Origin of the sequence: uncultured Veillonella sp., assembly GCF_963524655.1 — a bacterium.
In the GTDB taxonomy this organism is placed as follows: Bacteria; Bacillota; Negativicutes; order Veillonellales; family Veillonellaceae; genus Veillonella.
The window spans coordinates 1-22,078 of the sequence record NZ_CAURHA010000034.1 but is presented as its reverse complement, the minus strand read 5'-3'; the positions used below and the strand labels follow the sequence as shown (position 1 = coordinate 22,078).

16 protein-coding genes and 1 other RNA gene are annotated in these 22,078 nt (G+C 39.2%); all 17 read right to left on the bottom strand.

Annotated elements, in window-relative coordinates:
• Positions 1 to 78: 78 nt before the first annotated feature.
• The 17 genes from RYM16_RS07180 to ssrA all read right to left on the bottom strand — a co-directional run bounded on the left by RYM16_RS07180 (position 79) and on the right by ssrA (position 21,952).
• Positions 79 to 783, bottom strand: coding sequence for a DNA repair protein RecO C-terminal domain-containing protein (locus RYM16_RS07180; protein ID WP_314983143.1), 705 nt, complete (start codon positions 781 to 783; stop codon positions 79 to 81).
• The gene (locus tag RYM16_RS07175; protein WP_314983144.1) at positions 770 to 2,101 is read right to left on the bottom strand and encodes a hemolysin family protein; all 1,332 of its coding nucleotides are present in this window, start codon (positions 2,099 to 2,101) and stop codon (positions 770 to 772) included. The genes RYM16_RS07180 and RYM16_RS07175 overlap by 14 nt, the downstream gene beginning before the upstream one ends.
• Positions 2,102 to 2,154: 53 nt before the next feature.
• The gene (gene era / locus RYM16_RS07170; protein WP_314983142.1) at positions 2,155 to 3,054 is read right to left on the bottom strand and encodes a GTPase Era; all 900 of its coding nucleotides are present in this window, start codon (positions 3,052 to 3,054) and stop codon (positions 2,155 to 2,157) included.
• Positions 3,047 to 3,523: an rRNA maturation RNase YbeY gene (gene ybeY, locus RYM16_RS07165; RefSeq protein ID WP_009351321.1), complete on the bottom strand. Its 477-nt coding sequence runs from the start codon at positions 3,521 to 3,523 to the stop codon at positions 3,047 to 3,049. The genes era and ybeY overlap by 8 nt, the downstream gene beginning before the upstream one ends.
• A 2-nt stretch (positions 3,524 to 3,525) precedes the next feature.
• Complete coding sequence (locus RYM16_RS07160; RefSeq protein WP_314983141.1) at positions 3,526 to 4,539, bottom strand: PhoH family protein; 1,014 nt, start codon at positions 4,537 to 4,539, stop codon at positions 3,526 to 3,528.
• 8 nt (positions 4,540 to 4,547) lie between these two features.
• Positions 4,548 to 5,513 carry a TIGR01212 family radical SAM protein gene (locus RYM16_RS07155; protein WP_314983140.1) on the bottom strand — a complete coding sequence of 322 codons (966 nt, stop codon included), beginning with the start codon at positions 5,511 to 5,513 and terminating at the stop codon, positions 4,548 to 4,550.
• Between the two features lie 39 nt (positions 5,514 to 5,552).
• Positions 5,553 to 7,391: a DUF4080 domain-containing protein gene (locus RYM16_RS07150; RefSeq protein ID WP_314983139.1), complete on the bottom strand. Its 1,839-nt coding sequence runs from the start codon at positions 7,389 to 7,391 to the stop codon at positions 5,553 to 5,555.
• Between the two features lie 63 nt (positions 7,392 to 7,454).
• Positions 7,455 to 7,871: a DUF4229 domain-containing protein gene (locus RYM16_RS07145; protein WP_314983138.1), complete on the bottom strand. Its 417-nt coding sequence runs from the start codon at positions 7,869 to 7,871 to the stop codon at positions 7,455 to 7,457.
• 169 nt (positions 7,872 to 8,040) lie between these two features.
• The gene (gatB, locus tag RYM16_RS07140; protein WP_314983137.1) at positions 8,041 to 9,489 is read right to left on the bottom strand and encodes an Asp-tRNA(Asn)/Glu-tRNA(Gln) amidotransferase subunit GatB; all 1,449 of its coding nucleotides are present in this window, start codon (positions 9,487 to 9,489) and stop codon (positions 8,041 to 8,043) included.
• Positions 9,486 to 10,946 (bottom strand): Asp-tRNA(Asn)/Glu-tRNA(Gln) amidotransferase subunit GatA, encoded by a 1,461-nt coding sequence (gatA, locus tag RYM16_RS07135; RefSeq protein WP_314983136.1) that lies wholly within the window; start codon positions 10,944 to 10,946, stop codon positions 9,486 to 9,488. The genes gatB and gatA overlap by 4 nt, the downstream gene beginning before the upstream one ends.
• An 11-nt stretch (positions 10,947 to 10,957) precedes the next feature.
• Positions 10,958 to 11,248, bottom strand: coding sequence for an Asp-tRNA(Asn)/Glu-tRNA(Gln) amidotransferase subunit GatC (gene gatC / locus RYM16_RS07130; RefSeq protein ID WP_314983135.1), 291 nt, complete (start codon positions 11,246 to 11,248; stop codon positions 10,958 to 10,960).
• Positions 11,249 to 11,323: 75 nt separating this feature from the next.
• Positions 11,324 to 13,327: an NAD-dependent DNA ligase LigA gene (gene ligA, locus RYM16_RS07125; RefSeq protein ID WP_314983134.1), complete on the bottom strand. Its 2,004-nt coding sequence runs from the start codon at positions 13,325 to 13,327 to the stop codon at positions 11,324 to 11,326.
• Positions 13,328 to 13,408: 81 nt separating this feature from the next.
• Positions 13,409 to 15,598: a DNA helicase PcrA gene (gene pcrA / locus RYM16_RS07120; RefSeq protein ID WP_314983133.1), complete on the bottom strand. Its 2,190-nt coding sequence runs from the start codon at positions 15,596 to 15,598 to the stop codon at positions 13,409 to 13,411.
• A gap of 178 nt (positions 15,599 to 15,776) precedes the next feature.
• Entirely contained in the window at positions 15,777 to 16,718 is a 942-nt protein-coding gene (locus tag RYM16_RS07115; RefSeq protein WP_054747599.1) for a manganese-dependent inorganic pyrophosphatase, read from the bottom strand.
• A gap of 157 nt (positions 16,719 to 16,875) precedes the next feature.
• Complete coding sequence (locus tag RYM16_RS07110) at positions 16,876 to 20,058, bottom strand: multidrug efflux RND transporter permease subunit (protein ID WP_314983132.1); 3,183 nt, start codon at positions 20,056 to 20,058, stop codon at positions 16,876 to 16,878.
• 14 nt (positions 20,059 to 20,072) lie between these two features.
• On the bottom strand, positions 20,073 to 21,200 hold the full coding sequence (locus tag RYM16_RS07105; protein WP_105081205.1) for an efflux RND transporter periplasmic adaptor subunit: 1,128 nt from the start codon (positions 21,198 to 21,200) through the stop codon (positions 20,073 to 20,075).
• A gap of 410 nt (positions 21,201 to 21,610) precedes the next feature.
• Positions 21,611 to 21,952: a transfer-messenger RNA gene (gene ssrA, locus RYM16_RS07100) on the bottom strand.
• Positions 21,953 to 22,078: the final 126 nt, after the last annotated feature.

Below are 22,078 nucleotides of genomic sequence, written 5' to 3'. Positions count from 1 at the left end.
TCTCATGAAAATACCCCCTTTACTGGTTGTCCAGTAAAGGGGGTACATATCATTTCTCAAACTGCCTTTTTACTATCATTAAATTATAGAGTTCAAAAACTTTACGCTTTGCAATGGTTTACCTATTTCTTGCTCACAGTATGCAAATAGTAGTTTTTCTAGTTCCTTCCATATTGTTTTAGGAAGTTCTATAGGCGTATCTTCACCCCACTGGTAAGCGAGAATGTGTGGTAATTCAGCTTTTACAGTAGGAGAAATACTAAGATTCGTCGTTTCACGTACCTGCAACCAGAATGGATCAATGCCATCTTGATGAGTAAAAGCATTAGCACTTGGCACAATACCGGCAAGAGATAATAATTGCCACCCAAGCATGATCGTTCCCAATTGCACATTGCGGCGTCGAATCTGCTTGGAGTAATTTACAACGGTATCAAAGACCTTACGGTCTACATCATACATAGCAAATAGCTCTTGAATAAGCTCGCTCGCAACGGCAGCATAAGCGATGTTATCGAGATTTACGTCTAACGATTCCACCACATAGGAACCATCGATTTGCGTAACATTTACATATTCTCCATCAGGTACGACTGTAATATACATAGCGCTAAAAGGACGTAGATACGAACTGTTGCGCATGGTCATCATTCGCTTATGTGGTATTGATGCTCTAATAATCCCCAAACTAGGAGTAATGAACGTAAACACTGAGTATAACTTATACTTTTTTCGACTAATTACGATGGCTGGTGTATTGAAGCCACCATTAAGCTTCTTCATTTACTTCTTCCGTTGCTTCCTCTACAGGTAAAGGAGTTACTTTGATACGAGAAATACGATAGCCTTGCATTTGAGTCACTTCAAAGGTATAGCCATGAGCATCTACTGTATCACCAACGATTGGTGTACGTTCTAGCAAGCCAAAGACGTAGCCCCCGATTGTATCGGAGTCAGAATTATCGATTTCAATATCCATGATCTCTGCTACTTCGTCTACGAGAACCTTACCATCAAACTCAAAGGACCCATCAGCATAGGACATCGTAGCCGGTAAATGCGGCTCATGCTCGTCTTGAATATCACCAACTAATTCTTCAATAATATCTTCAAGACCTACGAGACCAACCATACCACCATATTCATCTACTACTACAGCTTGATAAATACGGCGTGTTCTCATGTACTGTAACAATGTAGACAACTTCATGACTTCAGGAACAGTCAAAATATCCCGTTTTACATTGCGCAAATCTTTACGTGCTTGGTTAGGACGTTCCATTAAGTCTTTAATGTGAACGAGGCCGATGATGTGATCCTTATCCTCTACGCAGAGTGGATAACGAGTATGTACTTTAGAGCGAATAACCTTCATCGCTTCATCGTAACCATCTTCCACAAATACGCAATCCACGTCTTGGCGAGGTACCATAACCTCTTTCGCCATACGATCAACAAAGTTAAATACATTATCGATGAGTTCAGACTCTACTTGGTCTAACTGACCTTCTTCGTGACTTCGAGAAATCATCATTCGAATTTCTTCCTCAGAGTACACAAGGTCTAGCTCTGTTAAATATTTTGTTTTGTAAAAGCCTAAAATAACATTAGAGATTTTACTAGCAATCCAAATAAATGGATATACTAATTTACCTGCCGCTACTACGATGCGGCTATAGGTATTTACGTACTTTGTTGGGAACGATAGGCCCAACGCTTTAGGTACGATTTCACCAAAGATTAAAACGATTAAGCTAATTAATAGCAATAATACGATATCTAGTACAAAGTGCATCCACTTGCTATGTACATTAAGAACAGCGACTATCTGATCTACGATATTATCGAATACAAATGTACCCGTGCCTGCAAGGGCTAAGATAAAGAATAAAATCAAAAACTGCGTAGTATTTAAGAAATACTCAGGATTTTGATATAGCTTTAATAAAAACTCTCTATCCTTTTCTAAGAGGATATCCATATCCTCTACATGTTCTTTGCGAAGGCGGGCAAAGGAGAACTTTGCGACCACAAAAAAGTTAATTAAAACAATACATAAAAGACCAAACCCTATGGGTAACAGGCCATCTACACTATCCATTACTATTCCTTTCATCTAACTCTGGAAATACTTTATTTCTATATTATATCAAATTATTTTCGATACCCAAGTTCGGATAACATACCAGATTTATTGCGCCAATCCTTTTTAACTTTAACCCAAAGATCTAAGTATACCTTTGTGGCTAATAGCTTTTGAATATCTGCACGCGCCTCGGCACCTAATTGTTTCAAAAGAGCACCTTTTTTACCGATGATGATACCCTTTTGAGAGTCTCGTTCACAGTAAATGGTAGCGCGAATATAGGTCGTACCATCATCGCGAGTTTTCATTTCATCTACGTCTACCGCGATAGCATGAGGAATTTCATCCCGTGTTGCTAATAAGATTTTTTCCCGTACGATATCGGAAATGATAAGGCGTTCTGGTTGGTCTGTAATCATGTCCTCTGGGAAGTATTGTGGACCTTCAGGTAAAGTTTCTTCTAGTACCTTAAGAATCTCTGGTAAGTTCTCTTTATCTTTTGCAGAAATTGGAATAACACCAGCAAATGAGTACGCATTTTGATAAGACACGATGGCTTCTAAAAGCTCTTCTTTTTTAAGAGTATCGATCTTGTTAACTACCAAGAATACAGGAACTTTTACACGTTGTAATTGTTCAATAATAAAGTTATCCCCAGGACCGCGTTTTTCATTGCCTGCTACGACAAATAAAACGGCTTCTGTTTCTTTTAAAGACTCGATAGCTGCATCTACCATGAATTCACCTAATTTATGTTTTGGTTTATGCACACCATGTGTATCCAAAAATACGATTTGTTTTGCTTCATCTGTATATACGCAGATGATACGGTTACGAGTTGTTTGAGCCTTATCGGATACGATAGCGATTTTATCACCAATAAGAGCATTAATTAAGGTAGATTTACCAACATTTGGTCGACCTACTACGGCTACAAAGCCAGATTTGAAATGTTCGTTATTATTCATTATATGGTGCATCCTCCCGCACATAACCGAGATTGCCAAGGATAAACTCTTCCTCTGTACGCATCTCTTTTTTATCTTCGTCGTTCATATGGTCATAGCCTAAAATATGCAAACAACTATGCGTCGTTAAGTACGCCAATTCGCGTTCAAAACTATGTCCATATTCAATAGCCTGCTCACGAGTGCGCTCTAAGGAAATAATCATATCACCTAGTAAATGATGTTCCTCTTCACTGCCTTCGTAATCGTCCCCTTCATTAAGTGCAAAGGACAATACATCTGTAGGTCTATCGATACCGCGATATTCTTTATTAAGCTCGTGAATCTTTGCATTATCACACAGCAAAATACTCATTTCATCTTCTTCAAGACCGTATACGCGACTCACTTCGTCACAAACCTTACGGATAATGGCCTCTATATTAGAATCCTCTTGAATTCCTTCATCATAGCTAATATGTATGTACATACTTACCCTTTCGCTACATTCTCTGCAGATACATCAGTCGTCGTTGTAGTATCACCTGCTAATTTACGCTCATGGTACGCATCGTAAGCTTTTACAATGCGGCCTACTAAATCATGACGCACAACGTCTTGATCGCTAAAGTAAACCATATTAATGCCCGATACATGACGCAATACCTTTTCAGCCTCACCAAGACCTGATACGACACGTGGCGGCAAGTCAATTTGCGTTTTATCGCCGTTTACAACCATTTTAGAGTTGTTTCCTAAACGAGTTAGGAACATTTTCATCTGTTCAGCCGTCGTATTTTGCGCCTCGTCAAGAATAACAAAGGCATTTTCTAAAGTGCGACCACGCATATATGCTAATGGTGCTACCTCAATGGTACCGCGCTCCATAAAGCGTTGTACTTGCTCGATGCCAAACATTTCATGTAATGCATCATAAAGAGGTCTTAAATATGGATCTACTTTATCTTGTAATTCGCCAGGTAAGAAACCTAAGCGCTCTCCAGCCTCTACAGCAGGACGAGTTAAAATGATTTTATCTACATTACGGTTCTTCAAGTAGAACGCTGCCAAAGCTACTGCTAAAAAGGTTTTACCTGTACCTGCAGGGCCAATACCAAAGGTTATGGTATTTTTACGAATGCTATCTACATAATACTTCTGACCTTCCGTTTTAGGCGTAATATTTTTACCCCGCATATTAACGGATAGCGTATCTTCAAACATATTATGTACTGCATCAGCTTTGCCATTAGCTACAAGTTTAGCGGCAATGCGTACTTGAGATTCTGTAATAGTACTGCCTTCACGGTAGAGGAACACTAATTCTTCCAGAGTGCGATAGAGGGCATTAACATTCTCCTCATCTCCCTTGATGACTACTGTATCTCCACGAGCTACTACATCGGCAGAGATAACCTCAAGCATCATATGTAAATAACGATTATGTTGACCTAGTATGGATTGTGCTAGGTCATATGTAGGAAATGTAAATACTTGTTCGCTCATACAACCTCCTAGTCTATAACCTTACGAACCGCTTTACCATTGAGGTAATCACAAAGATCCCCTTGATGTGCATCTAGTTCATCTAACTTATCATCAATTAAATCTTGTACGCGCCACCAACCCATAGACCAATTTGTAAAGAGTGTATTATCTTCAGGCGCTCGCCCAACAAGACGCTGCAATACAATGTCAGGGTGTAAATGACGGACAAAGTTGACTACACGGTCAGCATATTCTTCTGCACTGATTAAGGTGAACTGACCTTCTTGGTACCACTTGGCCATCAATGTATTTTTAACGATATATAAGGCATGTAATTTAACTTGATCCACACCGAGGGCTGATAAGATACGGGCCCCTTCGATGGTATCTTTCATAGTATCCCATGGAAGATTAACAATCATATGTGTGGTAACGTTAAATCCGTATCGTTTAATGCGCAATACGGCATCAATAAACTGAGCTAAATCATGGCCTCGATTAATTTTTTCTAACGTATCATAGTTTACCGTTTGTAGACCTAATTCAATATAGATATCCTTTTGAAAGCGATCTCTGATATCTGCCAATATGTCTAGGTATTCATCGGCAATACAATCTGGTCTCGTTGCAATGGCGATACCTACGGCCTCGTCGATGCAACCTTGCTCCATATAGCTTTTAAAATCATCAAGACTCAAGTAAGTATTACTGAAGTTTTGATAATAAGGTATGAATTTTTTCGCCTTATATTTAGGGCCTATGTGAGCAATGTTTTCATCGAGTTGCATACGCACTGTCATCCACGCAGGACGATTCTCATAACCAGCACCAATTTCGCCGCAGAAGGTGCAGCCCCCTACGCCGGCTGAACCGTCTCGATTAGGACAAGTCAGCGGCAACGCCACAGGCAGTTTATAAACCTTTTCCCCATAGGTTTCTTTATAATATTTAGATACCATACGGTATCGTTTTGGTCTCGTTGTATCGGTCATAACACTCCTATTTAACTAACCAATCATCGCTTGTGAAATTTAACAAGCCTCTATTTCAGGACGTATAAAAGGTTTTACCTCTTTATTAACGTCGATCACAACTGTAAATGGTGCATTAGGTACATTCTCTATACCTAATACATGTGCCGTGTCTTCAGACATTGGCATTTCCACGTATTGTTGGCGAATCTTGCGCCATTCTTTGAAGGTATAGTTTGGAATATACTGAGAGGCAATCTCTTCGTTGCGCCAGAATGATTCCCCTTCTTGTAAAAGTTCCTTTGTCTGCTTCGGCAAACCAACGGCTTCGCTCCGAACCTTACCACGATAACTTACAAGAGTATCGTACTGTAGTAATTCAGCCGCCACATTATCGCCCTTAGACAAGAAGAAATTATATAAGAACTCGATTTGGTCAATGTCTTTTAAATTAACCTTGTGATGACCAGCATCAAGCCAAGCCTGTGTCATTTCACAGAAATAAGAAAAGGCATCTTTTTTAGATTCTACTTTGTTAGGGTCATACTTTTTCATAGGTGGTATATGATTTGTTGCTGTATCTTCACCAGTTATAGATGTGTCAGTATGCTCCTTTATGAGCTTTCTACCGATATAGCCAAAGACGGTTCTAAAGCGCTCACTATTATAAAAGCGTTCAAATACATCTTCAAAGTGCTTTAAGAAGCGTATATCTTTATAAGGTAATACATGAGTAGTGAGTACCTCATATGGCGCTAACGGATCACTAATATATTGGTATTCCTCCATGCGGCGTACACCAGATCCTTTTAATAGTTTCAAGAATCCTATTTGCAGCGCATGAGGTTGTAAGCTAAATAAATCGTTGAAGGATAATCCAAATCGCGCTTTATTTTCGTAAGGTAAGCCTACAATTAAATCCATATGTACATGTGTGCGTCCTGCCTCAATAATAGGACGAATTGCCTTTTGAATGTACGGCCAATCGTTATATCGGTTAATAGCATCTAACGTTTTCTTATGTGTACTTTGTACGCCCACTTCGATTTGAATACGCCCTGGTGGGGTTTCACAGAGAATATTTGTCTCCCATTCTGTCATGAGCTCAGGTTCCATTTCTAAATGGAAGTTCGTCTCTGTATCAGCATCACGCATAAATTCCATCAATGAACGATGATGATGTGGTGCACAGTTGAAAGTGCGATCCACAAATTTAACTTGCTTTACCTTATGGTCGATAAACCATTGTAATTCTTTTAATGTTCTATCTTGTGGAAAGAATCGAACCGTATTCTTGTTGCCAGATAAACAATACTGACAGGAGAATGGACATCCTCGAGAGGATTCATAGTAAATGATTTTATGTTCTAAATCAACCATATCCTCTTCCACGTATGGGAACGGTATAGTACTTAGATCCTTTACCTCTACTGTATCAGTAGAGCCCATAAGCTGGCCCGAAATATGGCGGCCACGAACGCCAGCAATTTCCTCTGTAAGGCCATCCTTACCATTTGTTAAGGCGTTAATAAGTTGATAAAAGGCTTCTTCCCCTTCGCCTTGTACAACATAGTCTACAGCATGGCAACGATTTAGAATTTCATCGGCAGTAAAAGATACTTCTGGACCGCCTAAGATAATTTTAATATCTGGTCGAACGGCTTTCACCATGTCCACCACATGTAAGGTCATTTCAATATTCCAGATATAGCAAGCAAAACCCAATATATCTATATTGCGCTCTGTAATATCGCTAAGAATATGTAAAACAGGCATATTAATAGTATATTCTACTATATCGTATGCCTGTCCGTGAGCCTGCCCATAGGCTTTGAGATAACGCAAAGCCAGGGAGGAATGTATAAATTTTGAGTTTAATGTGGATAAAACTACGTTCATATGTCCCCTTCAAATCATCGAATGGCTCAGCCACCGTCTAGTCATAATATATGTATTATACCATTAAAAGAGCCCAAAGATAAAGGAAACAATAGCACCCACTAAAATGACAACACCTACTACGGATAGGATGATGCCGCCAAAGAAAACTACTGCCGCTAATACAACGGCTAAAATGATAATCAGAATGATGCGACTAAGCCAACTTGTACTATTAAAGCTATACACCTTAACTTGCGGCCCATATTGATTATATTGTTCGTACCGTTGACCCTCTTCATCCATATAAGTTGGCGTTGAATCAACGTGTACAGAATCACCTACCTCTTCGATAGTTACCCCATCAAAGTCTCGGCGCTCATTATCGGATAATACGCGCGTATTAGGTTCAGTAGTTCTTGTATTGCCGTCAAAACTACTACCTTGTTGATTATTTTTATATGTATTTTGATTGTTATGTATATTCTGTTGATCAGACATAGTTAATTCCTCTATATGACCAAAATAATAATTAATTTTATACAACCTATTATATCATATTTTAACTAAAAAAATGCAAATAAATATCCCCTATAGATATAAATTCATAGATCTATAGGGGACGTATTGTATTGATATTGTTTATAGCTAATGTATGCTAACGCACAGATTAGTCATTCAAGAATTTTTGAAGTAATTCATTAACCATACCAGGGTTAGCACGGCCTTTAGATTCCTTCATAACTTGACCAACTAAGAAGCCAATAGCCTTGCCATTACCGCTCTTGAAGTCTTCCACTGGTTGTGGGTTGTTAGCGATAACTTGCTTAACGATTTCTTCAATAGCGCCTGTATCTGTAATTTGAACAAGACCTTCTTCTTTTACGATAGTCTCTGCATCCTTGCCGGATTCCCACATGGATACAATAACTTTTTTCGCAATTTTACCGGAAATAGTGCCTTTATCGATAAGGGCAATCATACCAGCTAAGTTTTCAGGGCTTACTTTAGATTCAGCAAATGTTAAGCCATTTTCATTGATCATCTTGGACAAGTCACCAAGCATCCAGTTAGCAACAGTTTTAGGATCTGCACCAGCTTTTACAGTTGCATCTAAGAAGTCTGCAGTCTTACGAGCTACTGTAAGAATTGTTGCATCTTCACGAGGCAAACCGTATTCAGATACAAAGCGTTCAATCTTAGCATCTTGTAATTCTGGTAATGCACGGCGTTCTTCTTCAATTTTTTCGTCTGTAATTACGATTGGTACCAAATCTGGTTCTGGGAAGTAGCGGTAATCGTTTTCTGCGTCTTTTTTACGCATGCCGAGAGTAATGCCTTGAGCATCATCCCATGTACGAGTTTCTTGGTCTACTTTACCACCAGCTTCGATTAATTTTGCTTGACGCAATGCTTCGTACTCGATAGCTTTTTGGATACCAGTTAAGGAGTTAACGTTTTTAGTTTCTGTACGTGTACCGAACTCTGTAGCACCACGAAGGCGTACGGATACGTTACAGTCACAACGCAAAGAACCTTCTTCCATACGACCGTCAGATACTTCTAAATATTGCAAAATAGAACGTAACTTTTCAACATATGCTCTCGCCTCTGCACCGGAACGAATATCTGGTTCAGATACGATTTCAAGAAGAGGTACACCCGTACGGTTGTAGTCAACATTAGAAGATTTGGAATCGGAAATAGTGTTGCCACTATGAACGAGCTTACCTGCATCTTCTTCCATGTGAATACGTGTAATACCAATGCGTTTAGTTTCACCATTTACTTCGATGTCTAAGTGACCATTTAAGCAAATTGGCAAATCATATTGAGATGTTTGATAGTTTTTAGGCAAATCAGGATAGTAGTAGTTTTTACGGTCAAATTTGTTAAAGTTAAGGATTTCGCAGTTCAATGCTAAACCTACTTTAATAGCAAATTCTACTACTTGTTTATTTAACACAGGCATCGCACCAGGCAAGCCAAGGCACACTGGGCATACATGTGTATTTTGATCGCCGCCGAATTCAGTGGTACAACCACAGAAGATTTTAGACTTCGTCTTAAGCTCTGTATGAACCTCTAAACCAACGACTGTTTCGTATTTACTACTCATAGAGAAACCTCCCCAGTTGGTGCTACTAATTGACAGTCTGGACGCGCTTGTTCAAATGTGAAAGCCGCACGTAACAATGTTTCTTCACCCATGGCAGGACCAAGCAATTGCATACCGATTGGCAAATTGCTGCTGCTCATACCTGCTGGAATGCTAATACCTGGGATACCTGCAAGGTTTGCTGGTACTGTACAGATATCTTCTAAGTACATTGCTAATGGATCATTTGCTTTTTCACCAAACTTATAAGACGTATTAGGTGCAGTTGGTGTTAAGATTAAATCCACTTTGGAGAAAGCTTCATCAAATTCGTTTTTAATGAGGCGGCGTACTTTCAATGCTTTCAAGTAGTAAGCATCATAGTAACCAGCACTCAATACATAAGTACCTAACAAGATACGGCGTTGTACTTCAGGACCAAAGCCTTCTGTACGAGTTTTCGTAGACATTTCTACTAAATTGTCAGCAGCAACGCGCATGCCATAGCTTACACCGTCATAACGAGCCAAGTTAGAGCTTGCCTCTGCCAATGCGATGATGTAGTACGCAGACAAAGCATATTTAGAGTTAGGCAATGAAACCTCAACGATTTCAGCACCTAATTTTTTATACGTTTCGATAGCCTCTTCCATAGCTTTGCGAACTTCGCTATTGAGACCTTCACCAAAGAATTCTTTTGGCACGCCAATTTTAATATTTTTTACATCATTTACAAGCGCTGTAGTGTAATCTACACGAGCACCTGGAATAGATGTAGAATCTTTCGCATCGTAACCAGAGATTGCATTCAATACTAAAGCAGCATCAGTTACGTCCCGTGTAATAGGGCCAACTTGGTCCAAAGAGGATGCAAAGGCGATAAGGCCATAACGAGATACATTGCCGTAAGTAGGTTTCAAACCTACAACGCCACAGAAGGACGCTGGTTGACGGATGGAACCGCCTGTATCAGAGCCAAGAGCCCAAATAGCAGTACTACTTGCTACAGCAGCAGCACTACCGCCAGAGGAACCACCTGGTACACAATCAGTGTTCCAAGGGTTAGTTGTTTTTGCTAATGCAGAATTCTCTGTAGAGCCACCCATAGCAAATTCGTCCATGTTAAGTTTACCAAGGCTAATATAATGATTATCTTGTAAACGTTCGATAACAGTCGCATTATATGGAGGAACAAAGTTTTCTAACATTTTAGACGCGCATGTTGCAGGCTCGTCTTTAATGCAAATATTATCTTTGATGGCACCAGGAATACCTGCTAATGGAGAAATAGCTTCGCCTTTAGCAATTAATTCGTCTACAGTTTTAGCTGTAGCTAAAGCGCGGTCATGAGAATCGGATAAGTACGCATGTACAGTCGGCTCCACTTTCGCTTTATGTGCAATGACAGCATTCGTCAATTCAACGGCGCTGATTTCTTTATTCACTAGTTTCTTGTGTAATTCATGAATTGTTGCCACAGCGAAACCTCCTATTCTTGTACAACGCGAGGTACTTTAAAGTACCCATCCTCTGCTTCTGGAGCATTAGATAAAGCTAAATCATGATTAAGGGATGGTTTCATTTCATCCTCTCTAAGTACATTATGCAATGGTACCGCATGGGCCATAGGCTCAACACCATCAAGCTCTAATGCATCTAGTTCAGCAACATAAGACAAGATATCGGACAACTCTTTTTCTACATGTGCCATATGTTCTTCCTTAACTTCCAAGCGTGAAAGCAAGGCGATTTTTTTTATTTCCTCTTGGCTGATTTTCATCGGAACACATCCTTTCATAATTATTTATTATAAAGCAAATAATATATATTTTCAAAACATTATAAGAATGTATATCTATTGGATTTCTCCGAGATTGCGTAAAAGCTCTACAAACTCTTCTTCGTTCATGACGCGAATGCCCAATTCATTGGCTTTCGTAAGCTTACTACCGCTATCTTCACCAGCTACAACAAGTGTAGTTTTCTTTGACACAGAACCTGTAACCTTTGCCCCATGAGCTTCAAGAATTTTACCGGCTTCACTGCGACCCATGACCTCAAGCTTACCTGTGAGGACGACGATTTCCCCGTCCAGTTGATTGCCTGCAGCTTCTACAACATCTACAGTCATCTTAAGACCGGCTTGTGTTAACCCTTCAATAATAGCCACATGAGCAGGATCTTGACGATATTCTACGATACTATCTGCCATTGTGGGACCAATCTCTTCCACAGCTACGAGTTCTTCCTTAGTAATAGTCATGAACCGTTCCATAGATTTTACGACATTAGCAATTGTTGCAGCTGCTTTAGAACCAATTAGACGAATACCAAGACCATATAATACGCGGTCCAAACCACGAGCTTTAGAATCTCCGATAGCTTTTACTAAATTTTCTGCCGATTTTTTGCCCATTCGGTCCATCATAACTAGTTGATCTACCGTTAAGTGATATAAATCCACCACATTAGCAATTAACTTGTTATTGATTAAGTTTTCTACAATGCTAGGGCCTAAACCATCAATATTCATAGCATCTCGAGAGGCAAAGTGAATGATTTGCTCTTTCTCGATAGCAGGACAATGTTTATTCGTACAACGTACAGCCGCTTCCCATTCGAGACGAACTGTAGGAGATTCACACACTGGACATGTGTTAGGAATTGTGAAAGGCACTTCAGAACCAGTACGTTTTTCAGGAACTACACGAATAACTTCTGGAATGATTTCTGCAGCCTTGTGAATGATGACATGGTCACCAATGCGGATGTCCTTTTCATTGATAAAGTCTTGATTGTGTAATGTTACACGACTCACATTGGTACCAGACACGAATACAGATTCAAGCTCACCAATAGGCGTGAGAACGCCTGTACGACCTACATTAATCGTAATATCCTTTAGAATGGTTTCTACCTCCTCTGGAGGATATTTATAGGCAGTGGCCCATTTAGGATCTTTTGCAGTATTGCCAAGTGCCTCTTGATCATCAAAGCTATTCACTTTAATAACCATACCGTCAGTATCATATGGCAAGTCATGACGTTTTTCTTCCCAGTAATTGATAGTTTCAATAACGTCATCAATAGTTTGACACACGCGATAGTGAGGATTTACAGAGAACTTAAAGTTTTCTAAGCTTTTAAGTAACTCCTCTTGACTATGAATACTAGCTCCTTCTTCAGAGCCAATAGCATAGGCAAAGAAAGCTAAGTTACGACTTGCTGTAATAGCAGGATCTTGTTGACGCAAGGAGCCTGCTGCAGCATTACGAGGATTCACAAAGGTTGGTAACCCCTCTTCATCACGTTCTTCATTTATGCGTTTAAATTCGCTATGAGGCATATACGCTTCACCGCGAACCTCGATAAACTCAGGGGCATTCTCTAGGTATAAAGGAATGGATTTAATAGTACGCACATTAGCAGTTACATCTTCCCCAACGCGACCATCACCTCGCGTTACAGCACGTACAAACATGCCATTTTCATAGTGTAAATTTACAGCTAATCCATCAATTTTTAACTCTACTACATACGCAGATGGCTTATGTCCTAATTCCTTTTCTACGCGACTAGCAAATGCTCGAACTTCATCAGCATTAAATACATTGGAAAGACTCAACATAGGACGTCCATGAACAACCTTTTCAAAGGAGCCTTCCACCTTCATACCTACACGTTGTGTTGGAGAAGATGGCACAATATATTCTGGATGAGCTGTTTCTAAATCTACAAGCTCACGATATTTTTTATCATATTCAAAGTCACTCATCGTAGGAGCATCTTTTACATAGTATAAATACTGTGCATGAGTAAGCTCTTGTTGCAACTCTTTAATTCTATCTTTCGGATTCATATTACATCCCTTTTACTGTACAGTAACACTCTATACGTTCCTTACAAGCAAGGTAGAGAGGTTAACTGCGATACACAAGTTTTATCCCTTTTTGACAGGTGCAAATTTAGCCATAACCACACGTACACCTTGAGTTGGGAATTCAATAGTTAACTTCATGCCAGCCCCTTCACCAGCAACGTTGATAACCTTGCCATTGCCCCACTTACTATGAATAGCAGTATCGCCAATCTTCCAATCAGCAATTACTTCATTGCGAACGATTGGCTTCGTAACTGGTCGGCTTGTGACACTCATATGTTGTGGCACATGACGCTTAATGTCATCAGGTACTTTACGCTTAGCACGCAAACCATCTACTAACTCTTCAGGAATTTCGTTGATAAAGCGAGATGGTAAATAACTACTTGTACGACCAAATACAGTACGCGTCGTAGCATTAGAAATATATAATTCCTTCTCTGCCCGTGTAATACCTACGTAAGCTAGACGACGCTCCTCTTCAATCTCCTCAGGGTTCATTAAGGTTCGACTATGAGGGAATAGACCTTCCTCTAAGCCTCCTAAGAATACAATAGGGAATTCCAAACCTTTAGCAGCATGTAATGTCATCAATGTTACCTTAGACTCTTCTTGCTCGAAGGAATCAACATCGTTAACAAGGGCCACTTGTTCTAAGAAATCCTCTACAGTACCAGATGGATTTGTATCTTGGAAGTCTTTAGCTACAGATAAAAGCTCACCAATATTCTCCGCGCGCGCTTGATCTTGTGGATCTGTACTTTCTTCCAACTGAGCTAAATAACCCGTTCTATCTAAAATGGACTCTAGAATATCTAGTACCGTTCTATCTTCCATTTCAGCTACAAGTGTGAAAATAAGAATGCCAAACTCTTCTAACTTTTCTTTTGTCTTACCCTTAATAGAATCTACCAAGTGTAGCTGCGTTAAGGTCATAAATAAAGACGTTCCATTAGCACGGGCATAGTCCTGTAGTTTGGCCACAGTAGTAGCGCCGATACTTCGTTTAGGGACATTGATAATACGCAATAGACTCAAATCATCAAAAGGATTATATAACACGCGCAAGTATGCTAATACGTCCTTAATTTCTTTACGATCGTAGAACTTTGTGCCCCCCACCATTGTGTATGGCAAAGCACGTTTGATAAGTGCCTCTTCAAGTACACGAGACTGAGCATTTGTACGATATAAAATGGCCATATCCCCATAAGGAACACCGTGAATATCGTGCTTTTTAGCAATTGTATCGCCGATAAAAGCAGCCTCCTCATGTTCAGATTGGGCCGTAAAGTGCTGGATCTTAGCACCTTCCGTCTTGTCAGTCCAAAGATTTTTCTTTGGTCGACCTTCATTATTCTCGATAACAGCATTGGCTGCATCTAGAATAATCTTAGTAGAACGATAGTTTTGTTCCAGTTTAATAGATGTACAGTTCGGATAATCCTTTTCAAAGTCTAGGATATTTTGAATATCTGCACCACGCCAAGCGTAAATACTTTGGTCAGCATCACCTACTACGGCGATATTCTTCCAATGTAAAGCCAATAATTTAGCCAATAAATATTGAGCATGGTTTGTATCTTGATACTCGTCGATCATAACATAACGGAAACGTTTGCTATATTTATCTAGGACAGCCTCATTAGACTGTAATAATTTTACAGCCACCAATAATAGATCATCAAAATCTAAAGCATTATTCTTACGCAATTCACGTTCGTAATACTCGTAGACGTCGGCAACCTTTTGCTGGTAAAAGTCTCTCGCTTGCTTTCTAAAATCTGAAGCAAAGAGTAATTTATTCTTTGCATCTGAAATAGCTGCAATCATAGCACCAACGGGATAGTATTTATCGTCCAAATTTAATGCTTTCAAAGCAGCCTTAATAACAGCTTGCGAGTCAGATGTGTCATAAATGGTAAAGTTACTGTTATACCCTAAGAAATTATCTAACTCAAAACGTAAAAACTTAGCACAGAAGCTATGGAACGTACTGAGCCAAATACGATTAGCTACATCCCCTACTAAACCTTCTACACGGCTTTTCATCTCTTTAGCCGCTTTATTGGTAAAGGTAATAGCTAAAATTTCATAAGGATTTACACCTTGTGCCAATAAATGTGCAATACGAACTGTTAAAACCTTTGTTTTACCAGATCCGGCACCAGCTAAAATCAACAAAGGGCCTTCCGTATGTTGTACGGCTTGTTGTTGCTCTTTATTTAAACCTGTTAATAATGAATTCATCGGAACACCCCTAACGCCCTTACATAATGGTTATACAAATAACTCAAATAGAACTTAATGAGCTAAACTTTACATATGAGAAATAACATTTGTTATGGCTACATATATAGCTATAGTCATGTAAACTCTATACATAGAGAAGAAGAACGTTGCAAGCAACGTTCTTTTCCTTTGTATACTATTTCATAGCACCAAGGATTGGTGGTACGATTTGTTTTTTACGAGACATAGTGTTTGGTAAGAATACACCATTGTCTTTAACTTCTTTTTCAAATGCTTTTGTAACTACAGCTTCTACATCACCGCTGAATAACAAAGTAGTACTTTCATCAAGGATATTTGTAATCATGATGTAAGATGCATCGTAGTTGTTAGCACTGCGAAGAGCTTCTAAAGCTTGTACTAATTCACCTTGTTTAGCCAATACGTCTGTTGTATCCATAACGGAAATTTGACCGATAGAAATCGTTTTACCAGCTTCGGAGAATTCTTTCATATCAGTACGAACGATATCATCATTAGTCAAATCAGAAATATCTGCACCAGCTTTTAACATATCAAGGCCATAGGACTCGATATCTACACCGGCGATTTCAGCCAATTTGTGAGCCATTTCTTTATCTGTTTCTGTACATGTAGGAGAACGGAATAATACAGTGTCAGAAATGATAGCGGATAACATCAATCCTGCAATAGCTTTAGGAATTTCTTGATTATTTTCCATATACAATTTAGTGATGATTGTATTGGAGCAACCTACTGGTTCTAAGCGCATGAATACAGGACCATCAGTTTCAAAATCGCCAATGCGGTGATGATCAACTACGCCACACATATTCATGGATTTATAACCATCGATGATTTGCTTAGATTCATTGTGGTCAGTTAGGTATAAGTTGCCACCTTCTGGCGCAAACTCTTCCCAGTTTTTAACAATTTGCGGATGTTCAAAACCAAAATGGTTCAAAATGTATGTTGTTTCTTTGTTTGCTTCACCGGCACAAACTGGAGTTGCTGGTGTGCCCATTTGTGTTAATAAATTTGCAAAGGAAATAGCAGAACAAATAGAATCTGTATCAGGGCTTTTATGACCTGCTACATATGTTTTTACGTCACTCATAATATACCTCTTTTATTTTTAGTTTCACATTTTATATTGACCTAGGTCAATCCGATTTTTAACTATATTATTATACCATACATTATACAAAAAAAACACGCCACTACTATGTAGTGACGTGTTTTTATCATTCCTCATTATCAGCTAATGTAGGAAATTATTCATGGTCTTTTTTACGATTTGTAAACAAACCAGGTCCAAGTGTTTCAATGATGATAAACAACATTGGAATGATAAAGATACCAAACAATGTTGCTGTTGTCATCCCTGCTACTACTGTAATACCCATAGATGTACGAGCGCCAGAGCCAGCACCAGTAGAGATAGCTAATGGGAATACACCAAGAATAAAGGCAAAGGATGTCATCAAGATTGGACGCAAACGAATTTTTGCAGCTTCGATAGCAGCATCAACTACGTTCATACCGCGCTCGTCAACACGAATCTTCGCATATTCGATGATCAAGATAGCATTTTTCGCAGCTAAGCCAACCAATGTCAAAAGACCAATTTGCATATAAATATCGTTAGCTAAGGCATATCTACCTGTAAAGTTCAACAAGAATGGTACTAAAGCGGCACCTATCATACCAGATGGTACGGAGAACAATACGGCAAATGGAACCTTCCAAGATTCATACAAGGCAGCCAAGATCAAGAATACGAAGACTAGACCTAAACCAAGAATCATCATAGTTTGAGAACCAGCTTTCAACTCTTCTCGAGATTGACCTGCCCAATCATAGGTATAACCAGCAGGTAATGTTTTAGCTGCTGCCTCTTTCAATGCGTTAATAGCATCACCAGAGGAGTAACCACGTGCTTGGGAACCGCCGATTTGTACGGCCATCGCATTATCGAAACGAGTAATACTAGATGGCATACCGGTTTGTTCCTTCGTGATGTAGTTAGATACAGGAACCATAAGCCCCTTACTATTTCTAACAGCCAACATATTAAGCTGATCTGCATTTTGGCGGTACGCATCTTCTGCTTGAACTACTACCTTATAGTTTTTACCGTACATGGTAAAATCATTGACTTGAATACTACCGTAGAAACCTTGTAATGTAGTAAAGATATCAGCTAATGCCACACCATCTTGAGCCGCTTTTTCACGATTCACATCAAATTGTAAGGATGGTGTAGATGTATCAAATGTAGTGTAAATAGATTGAATTGCTGGACTCTTACGAGCTTCTGCTAAGAATTCGTTAGCACGTTCCGCCATAACTTGTGGGCTGTCACCAGCTTTATTAATGATATACATACTGAAACCACCAGTAGTACCTAGACCAGGAATAGATGGTGGATTCATAGCAATTACAGTTGCTTCTGGTACGCCTTGAGCTGCAAAACCAAAGGTTTGACCAACCATTGCATTAATAGATGTAGCTTGTGTAGTACGATACTTCCAGTCAGACATAGTCGCAAAGATTACACCAGCACTAGATTTTTGACCGCCACCTAAGAGGTCAAAGCCAGCTACCGTAAATACTTCTTGGAACAATTGTTCATCTTTAGGTTTTTCTGGATCATTTTTACCTTCTAAGAAGGAAGCAATTTTTTCAAGTGTTGCCATAGTACGCTCAGATGTAGCACCTGGCGGCTCATTAACAGCAATCATGTAATAACCGCTATCCTCTGCAGGTACAAAGGATGTAGGCAAGAAGTGGAATACTAAGCCTGTTCCCCCCGCAAAGATAAGCAATGCAATAACGGTTAAGCTCAAACGATGGCTTAAACGAGCCAATTGGATACCATACCAATTGCTGAAACGTTCTAGGCCTGCATTGAATTTATTTAACTGACGATGTACCCAGTCTTCGCGTTCTTTTGGCGTGTGAGGTTTTAACATCGTAGCACATAGTGCTGGTGTTAATACAAGGGCGATAATCGCAGAAATAACAACAGATACAGCGATTGTTAAAGCAAACTGTTTGTAAAGAATACCTGTCATACCACCCATGAAGGCAACTGGTACAAATACCGCTACCAATACAAAGGCGATACCAATTACAGGGCCTTGCACATTTTCCATCGCTTTAATAGCCGCTTCTTTAGGAGATAAGCCATTATATTTTAATTCATACTCTACCGCTTCTACTACAACGATAGCATCGTCAACAACGAGGCCGATAGCCAATACCATGGCGAATAATGTTAACGTATTGATAGAGAAATCAAGTAATACGAAAGCACCAAATGTACCTAGCAAGGATACTGGAACAGCAATCATAGGAATAATTGTAGATCTCCAGGATTGTAAGAATACATATACTACAACTAAAACGAGGAGCAATGCTTCAATGAAGGTATGCTCTACCTCATTGATAGATGCACTTACGAATTTAGTATTATCTACAACTACCTTATATTCTAAATCAGGCGGGAAAGATTTAGATTGTTCGTCTAAAACCTTCTTCACGTTGGCGATAGTCTCTAATGCATTGGCATCACTTTGAAGAGAAATAGCAAAACCAGCAACTTCTTTATGAGCAGATTTAGCAATAAAGTTATAGTCTTTAGCACCAATTTGAATACGAGAGACATCTTTTAAATGGAGAACCTTGCCATTGGAGTTCTTAATCGCAATATTGCCGAATTGTTCCGGTGTTACTAAACGACCGTCAATTTTAATAGGATACTGGAATGCTTGTTGACCATTTGTAGGATTTTGACCAACTGTACCAGCAGCTGCTTGAAGGTTTTGCCCTCTAATTGCAGCCGTTACTTCAGATAAAGTAACGCCTAGTTTTTGCATTTTAGCAGGATCTAACCATATGCGCATAGAATAGTCAGAACCGAACTCTTGTACTGAACCTACACCTTTGATGGATTTAATAGCATCCATCATGTAGTTTGTTCCATAGTTTTTCAAGAATGTAGAATCATATGTACCGTTTGGGGAGTTCAAAGAGAAAATCAAGGCCATGTCGCCAGATGATTTTGTTGTTGTAACCCCTACGGCTTGAACCTCCGCAGGTAATTGTGAAAGCGCTGCTTGTACACGGTTTTGTGTGTTAACCGCATTCATATCAGCATTTGAACCTTGATTAAATTGAATCGTCAAGGAATAAGTACCACTACTGGAGCTGTTAGACGTCATATAATCCATATCTTGAACGCCTACAATTTGTGTTTCAATAACACTGGCTACTGTATCATTAACAACTTGTGCTGTTGCACCTGTATACGCCGTATTAACACGCACTGTAGGAGGAGAAATTTGTGGATATCGAGCTACCGGGAGGTTCATCATAGAAATGAGACCTACCAAAGTAATAACAATGGCTATTACGATGGCAAAGATAGGTCGATGAATAAAGAATTTCGACACGATCTAGCCCCCTTTTATTTTGTAGCTTTCAACTGTTCTTTAGTAAGTTGTTTACCATTTACTTTAACGCCATTCTTAACCTTAGTTAAGCCATCAACAATGATTACATCACCAGGAGCAAGACCAGCTTTAATGATTGTTTCATTGCCTTTTGTACCGCCAACTTCAACTGTTTTTTGCTCTACTACACCAGCAGCATTCACAACATAGACAAAGTTTTTATCCATAATTTGTAGAATCGCACGATTTGGTACTAGAATAGCATTTTTAAGCTTTTCACCAGGAGAAACAACCGTAGCATACATATTAGGTAACAACAAATGATTTGGATTTGGGAAAGAAGCTTTTAATACGAGCTTACCTGTAGATTTATCTAGACTCTTCGCCGCTTGAACGATAGAACCAAGTTCATTATAGATTTCACCATCAGCTAGTTTCAATTGAATATTTGGACCATTAGAATCATCACCAGTTGGATTTTTCATGAAATCAAGATATTCTTGCTCAGTCATACTGAACTCAACAAAGATTGGATCGATGGAATCAATGGTAACCAATGTTGTAGAACCAGCTTGTACAAATGTACCCATATCTACATCATCCATACGCAATGTACCAGAGTACGGTGCATATACCATAGTATCTCCATAGTTATCTTGAGCAATCTTAAGAGATGCTTGATATGCTTCATAGGCTGCTTTAGCTTGTTCATAAGTACTGCGTTGTGTATCTACACGTTGCTGAGCAATAGCATCTTGTTGAGCTAATGTTTCATAACGTTGCAAATCAACTTCAGCATTTTTCATATTTGCATTGGCTTGAGCTGCTTGTGCTTCTGCATTGGCAACACTAGCTTCATATTGACGAGAGTCAATACGATATAGTGGTTGACCTGCCACTACCTGTTCCCCGCCTTTTACAAACTTCTCAACAATGTAACCAGATACACGAGCATGTACAGCTACAGAATTCTCTGCCACTACTGTACCTGCAAATGTTTGATCTACTTGAGTATCACTTGCTGTGATTTTATATGTATTGACATTAACCTCACCGGCTTGCTGTTGGTTGTTACCGCAACCGGCCACCATGACAGCAGACACTACGAGAGCCGCCAACATACGGGAATAACGATACTTCATTACCTATACTCCTTTACACGAAACTATTTATTTATGTCACATACTATCATAAATATCTATATATATTTTACAGGATTCTATAGACAAAGTCAATTTTCCGATATCTTTCAACCATTGTTAAATGCAGATAAAATCTAAACAAATTCATATCCATTGTATACAATAAAAAAGATAAAACCATTGACTTTTATATTTTTTTGTGAACACTTTTTTCATAATTTATTGAGAACACTTTGGTCATAATTGATCTTGTAGGGTTATACGGGGAAATTATGGGGGAAAAAAAGGGAAATTTCAAGCGAATAAATGCGTATTTTAACGAACATATACGAACATAAAAAAAACTAGAAGATTAGGTAACTACTGCATTTATACAGTAAATACGTATCTTCTAGCTTTAGCTTGAATATTGGTGGAGATGAGGGGAGTCGAACCCCTGTCCAGAAGTGTTGCCATATAGACTTCTCCGAGCACAGTCTATGATTTAGATCTCAGGTTGCTATCGCTCACAGACAAGCTACACAACCCCAGTTCATATTGTCTCGCCTAATTCATATGAACAACTAAATTAAGCCAGCCTACGGTTTGACGTCCATTCACACTTGGTAGGCACAAGTATGAGGGACGTAGCTTATGCAGCTAATGCAAAATTTTCTTCTGCGTTTAAATGTTTTCCCACCGTTTAACGGCCTCATGGAACGCCGACTCGCTATCTATACCACACGCACCCCTGTCGAAACCTTTACATCCCCGTGCGTCGGTCTAATAATTATAAGCCTAATTACTATAACTGTCAATTATAGTAAGCCTTATCAACGCTTATAAATCTTTGCTTAGTAGCTTAATAATATCTATCAAAGAAAATGTGTACAGATTAT

Excerpts from the sequence above, each read along its gene's own strand:
- RYM16_RS07180 (WP_314983143.1), bottom strand. The coding sequence starts at position 783 with ATGAAGAAGCTTAATGGTGGCTTCAATACACCAGCCATCGTAATTAGT.
- RYM16_RS07175 (WP_314983144.1), bottom strand. The coding sequence starts at position 2,101 with ATGGATAGTGTAGATGGCCTGTTACCCATAGGGTTTGGTCTTTTATGT.
- era (WP_314983142.1), bottom strand. The coding sequence starts at position 3,054 with ATGAATAATAACGAACATTTCAAATCTGGCTTTGTAGCCGTAGTAGGT.
- ybeY (WP_009351321.1), bottom strand. The coding sequence starts at position 3,523 with ATGTACATACATATTAGCTATGATGAAGGAATTCAAGAGGATTCTAAT.
- RYM16_RS07160 (WP_314983141.1), bottom strand. The coding sequence starts at position 4,539 with ATGAGCGAACAAGTATTTACATTTCCTACATATGACCTAGCACAATCC.
- RYM16_RS07155 (WP_314983140.1), bottom strand. The coding sequence starts at position 5,513 with ATGACCGATACAACGAGACCAAAACGATACCGTATGGTATCTAAATAT.
- RYM16_RS07150 (WP_314983139.1), bottom strand. The coding sequence starts at position 7,391 with ATGAACGTAGTTTTATCCACATTAAACTCAAAATTTATACATTCCTCC.
- RYM16_RS07145 (WP_314983138.1), bottom strand. The coding sequence starts at position 7,871 with ATGTCTGATCAACAGAATATACATAACAATCAAAATACATATAAAAAT.
- gatB (WP_314983137.1), bottom strand. The coding sequence starts at position 9,489 with ATGAGTAGTAAATACGAAACAGTCGTTGGTTTAGAGGTTCATACAGAG.
- gatC (WP_314983135.1), bottom strand. The coding sequence starts at position 11,248 with ATGAAAATCAGCCAAGAGGAAATAAAAAAAATCGCCTTGCTTTCACGC.
- ligA (WP_314983134.1), bottom strand. The coding sequence starts at position 13,327 with ATGAATCCGAAAGATAGAATTAAAGAGTTGCAACAAGAGCTTACTCAT.
- pcrA (WP_314983133.1), bottom strand. The coding sequence starts at position 15,598 with ATGAATTCATTATTAACAGGTTTAAATAAAGAGCAACAACAAGCCGTA.
- RYM16_RS07115 (WP_054747599.1), bottom strand. The coding sequence starts at position 16,718 with ATGAGTGACGTAAAAACATATGTAGCAGGTCATAAAAGCCCTGATACA.
- RYM16_RS07105 (WP_105081205.1), bottom strand. The coding sequence starts at position 21,200 with ATGAAGTATCGTTATTCCCGTATGTTGGCGGCTCTCGTAGTGTCTGCT.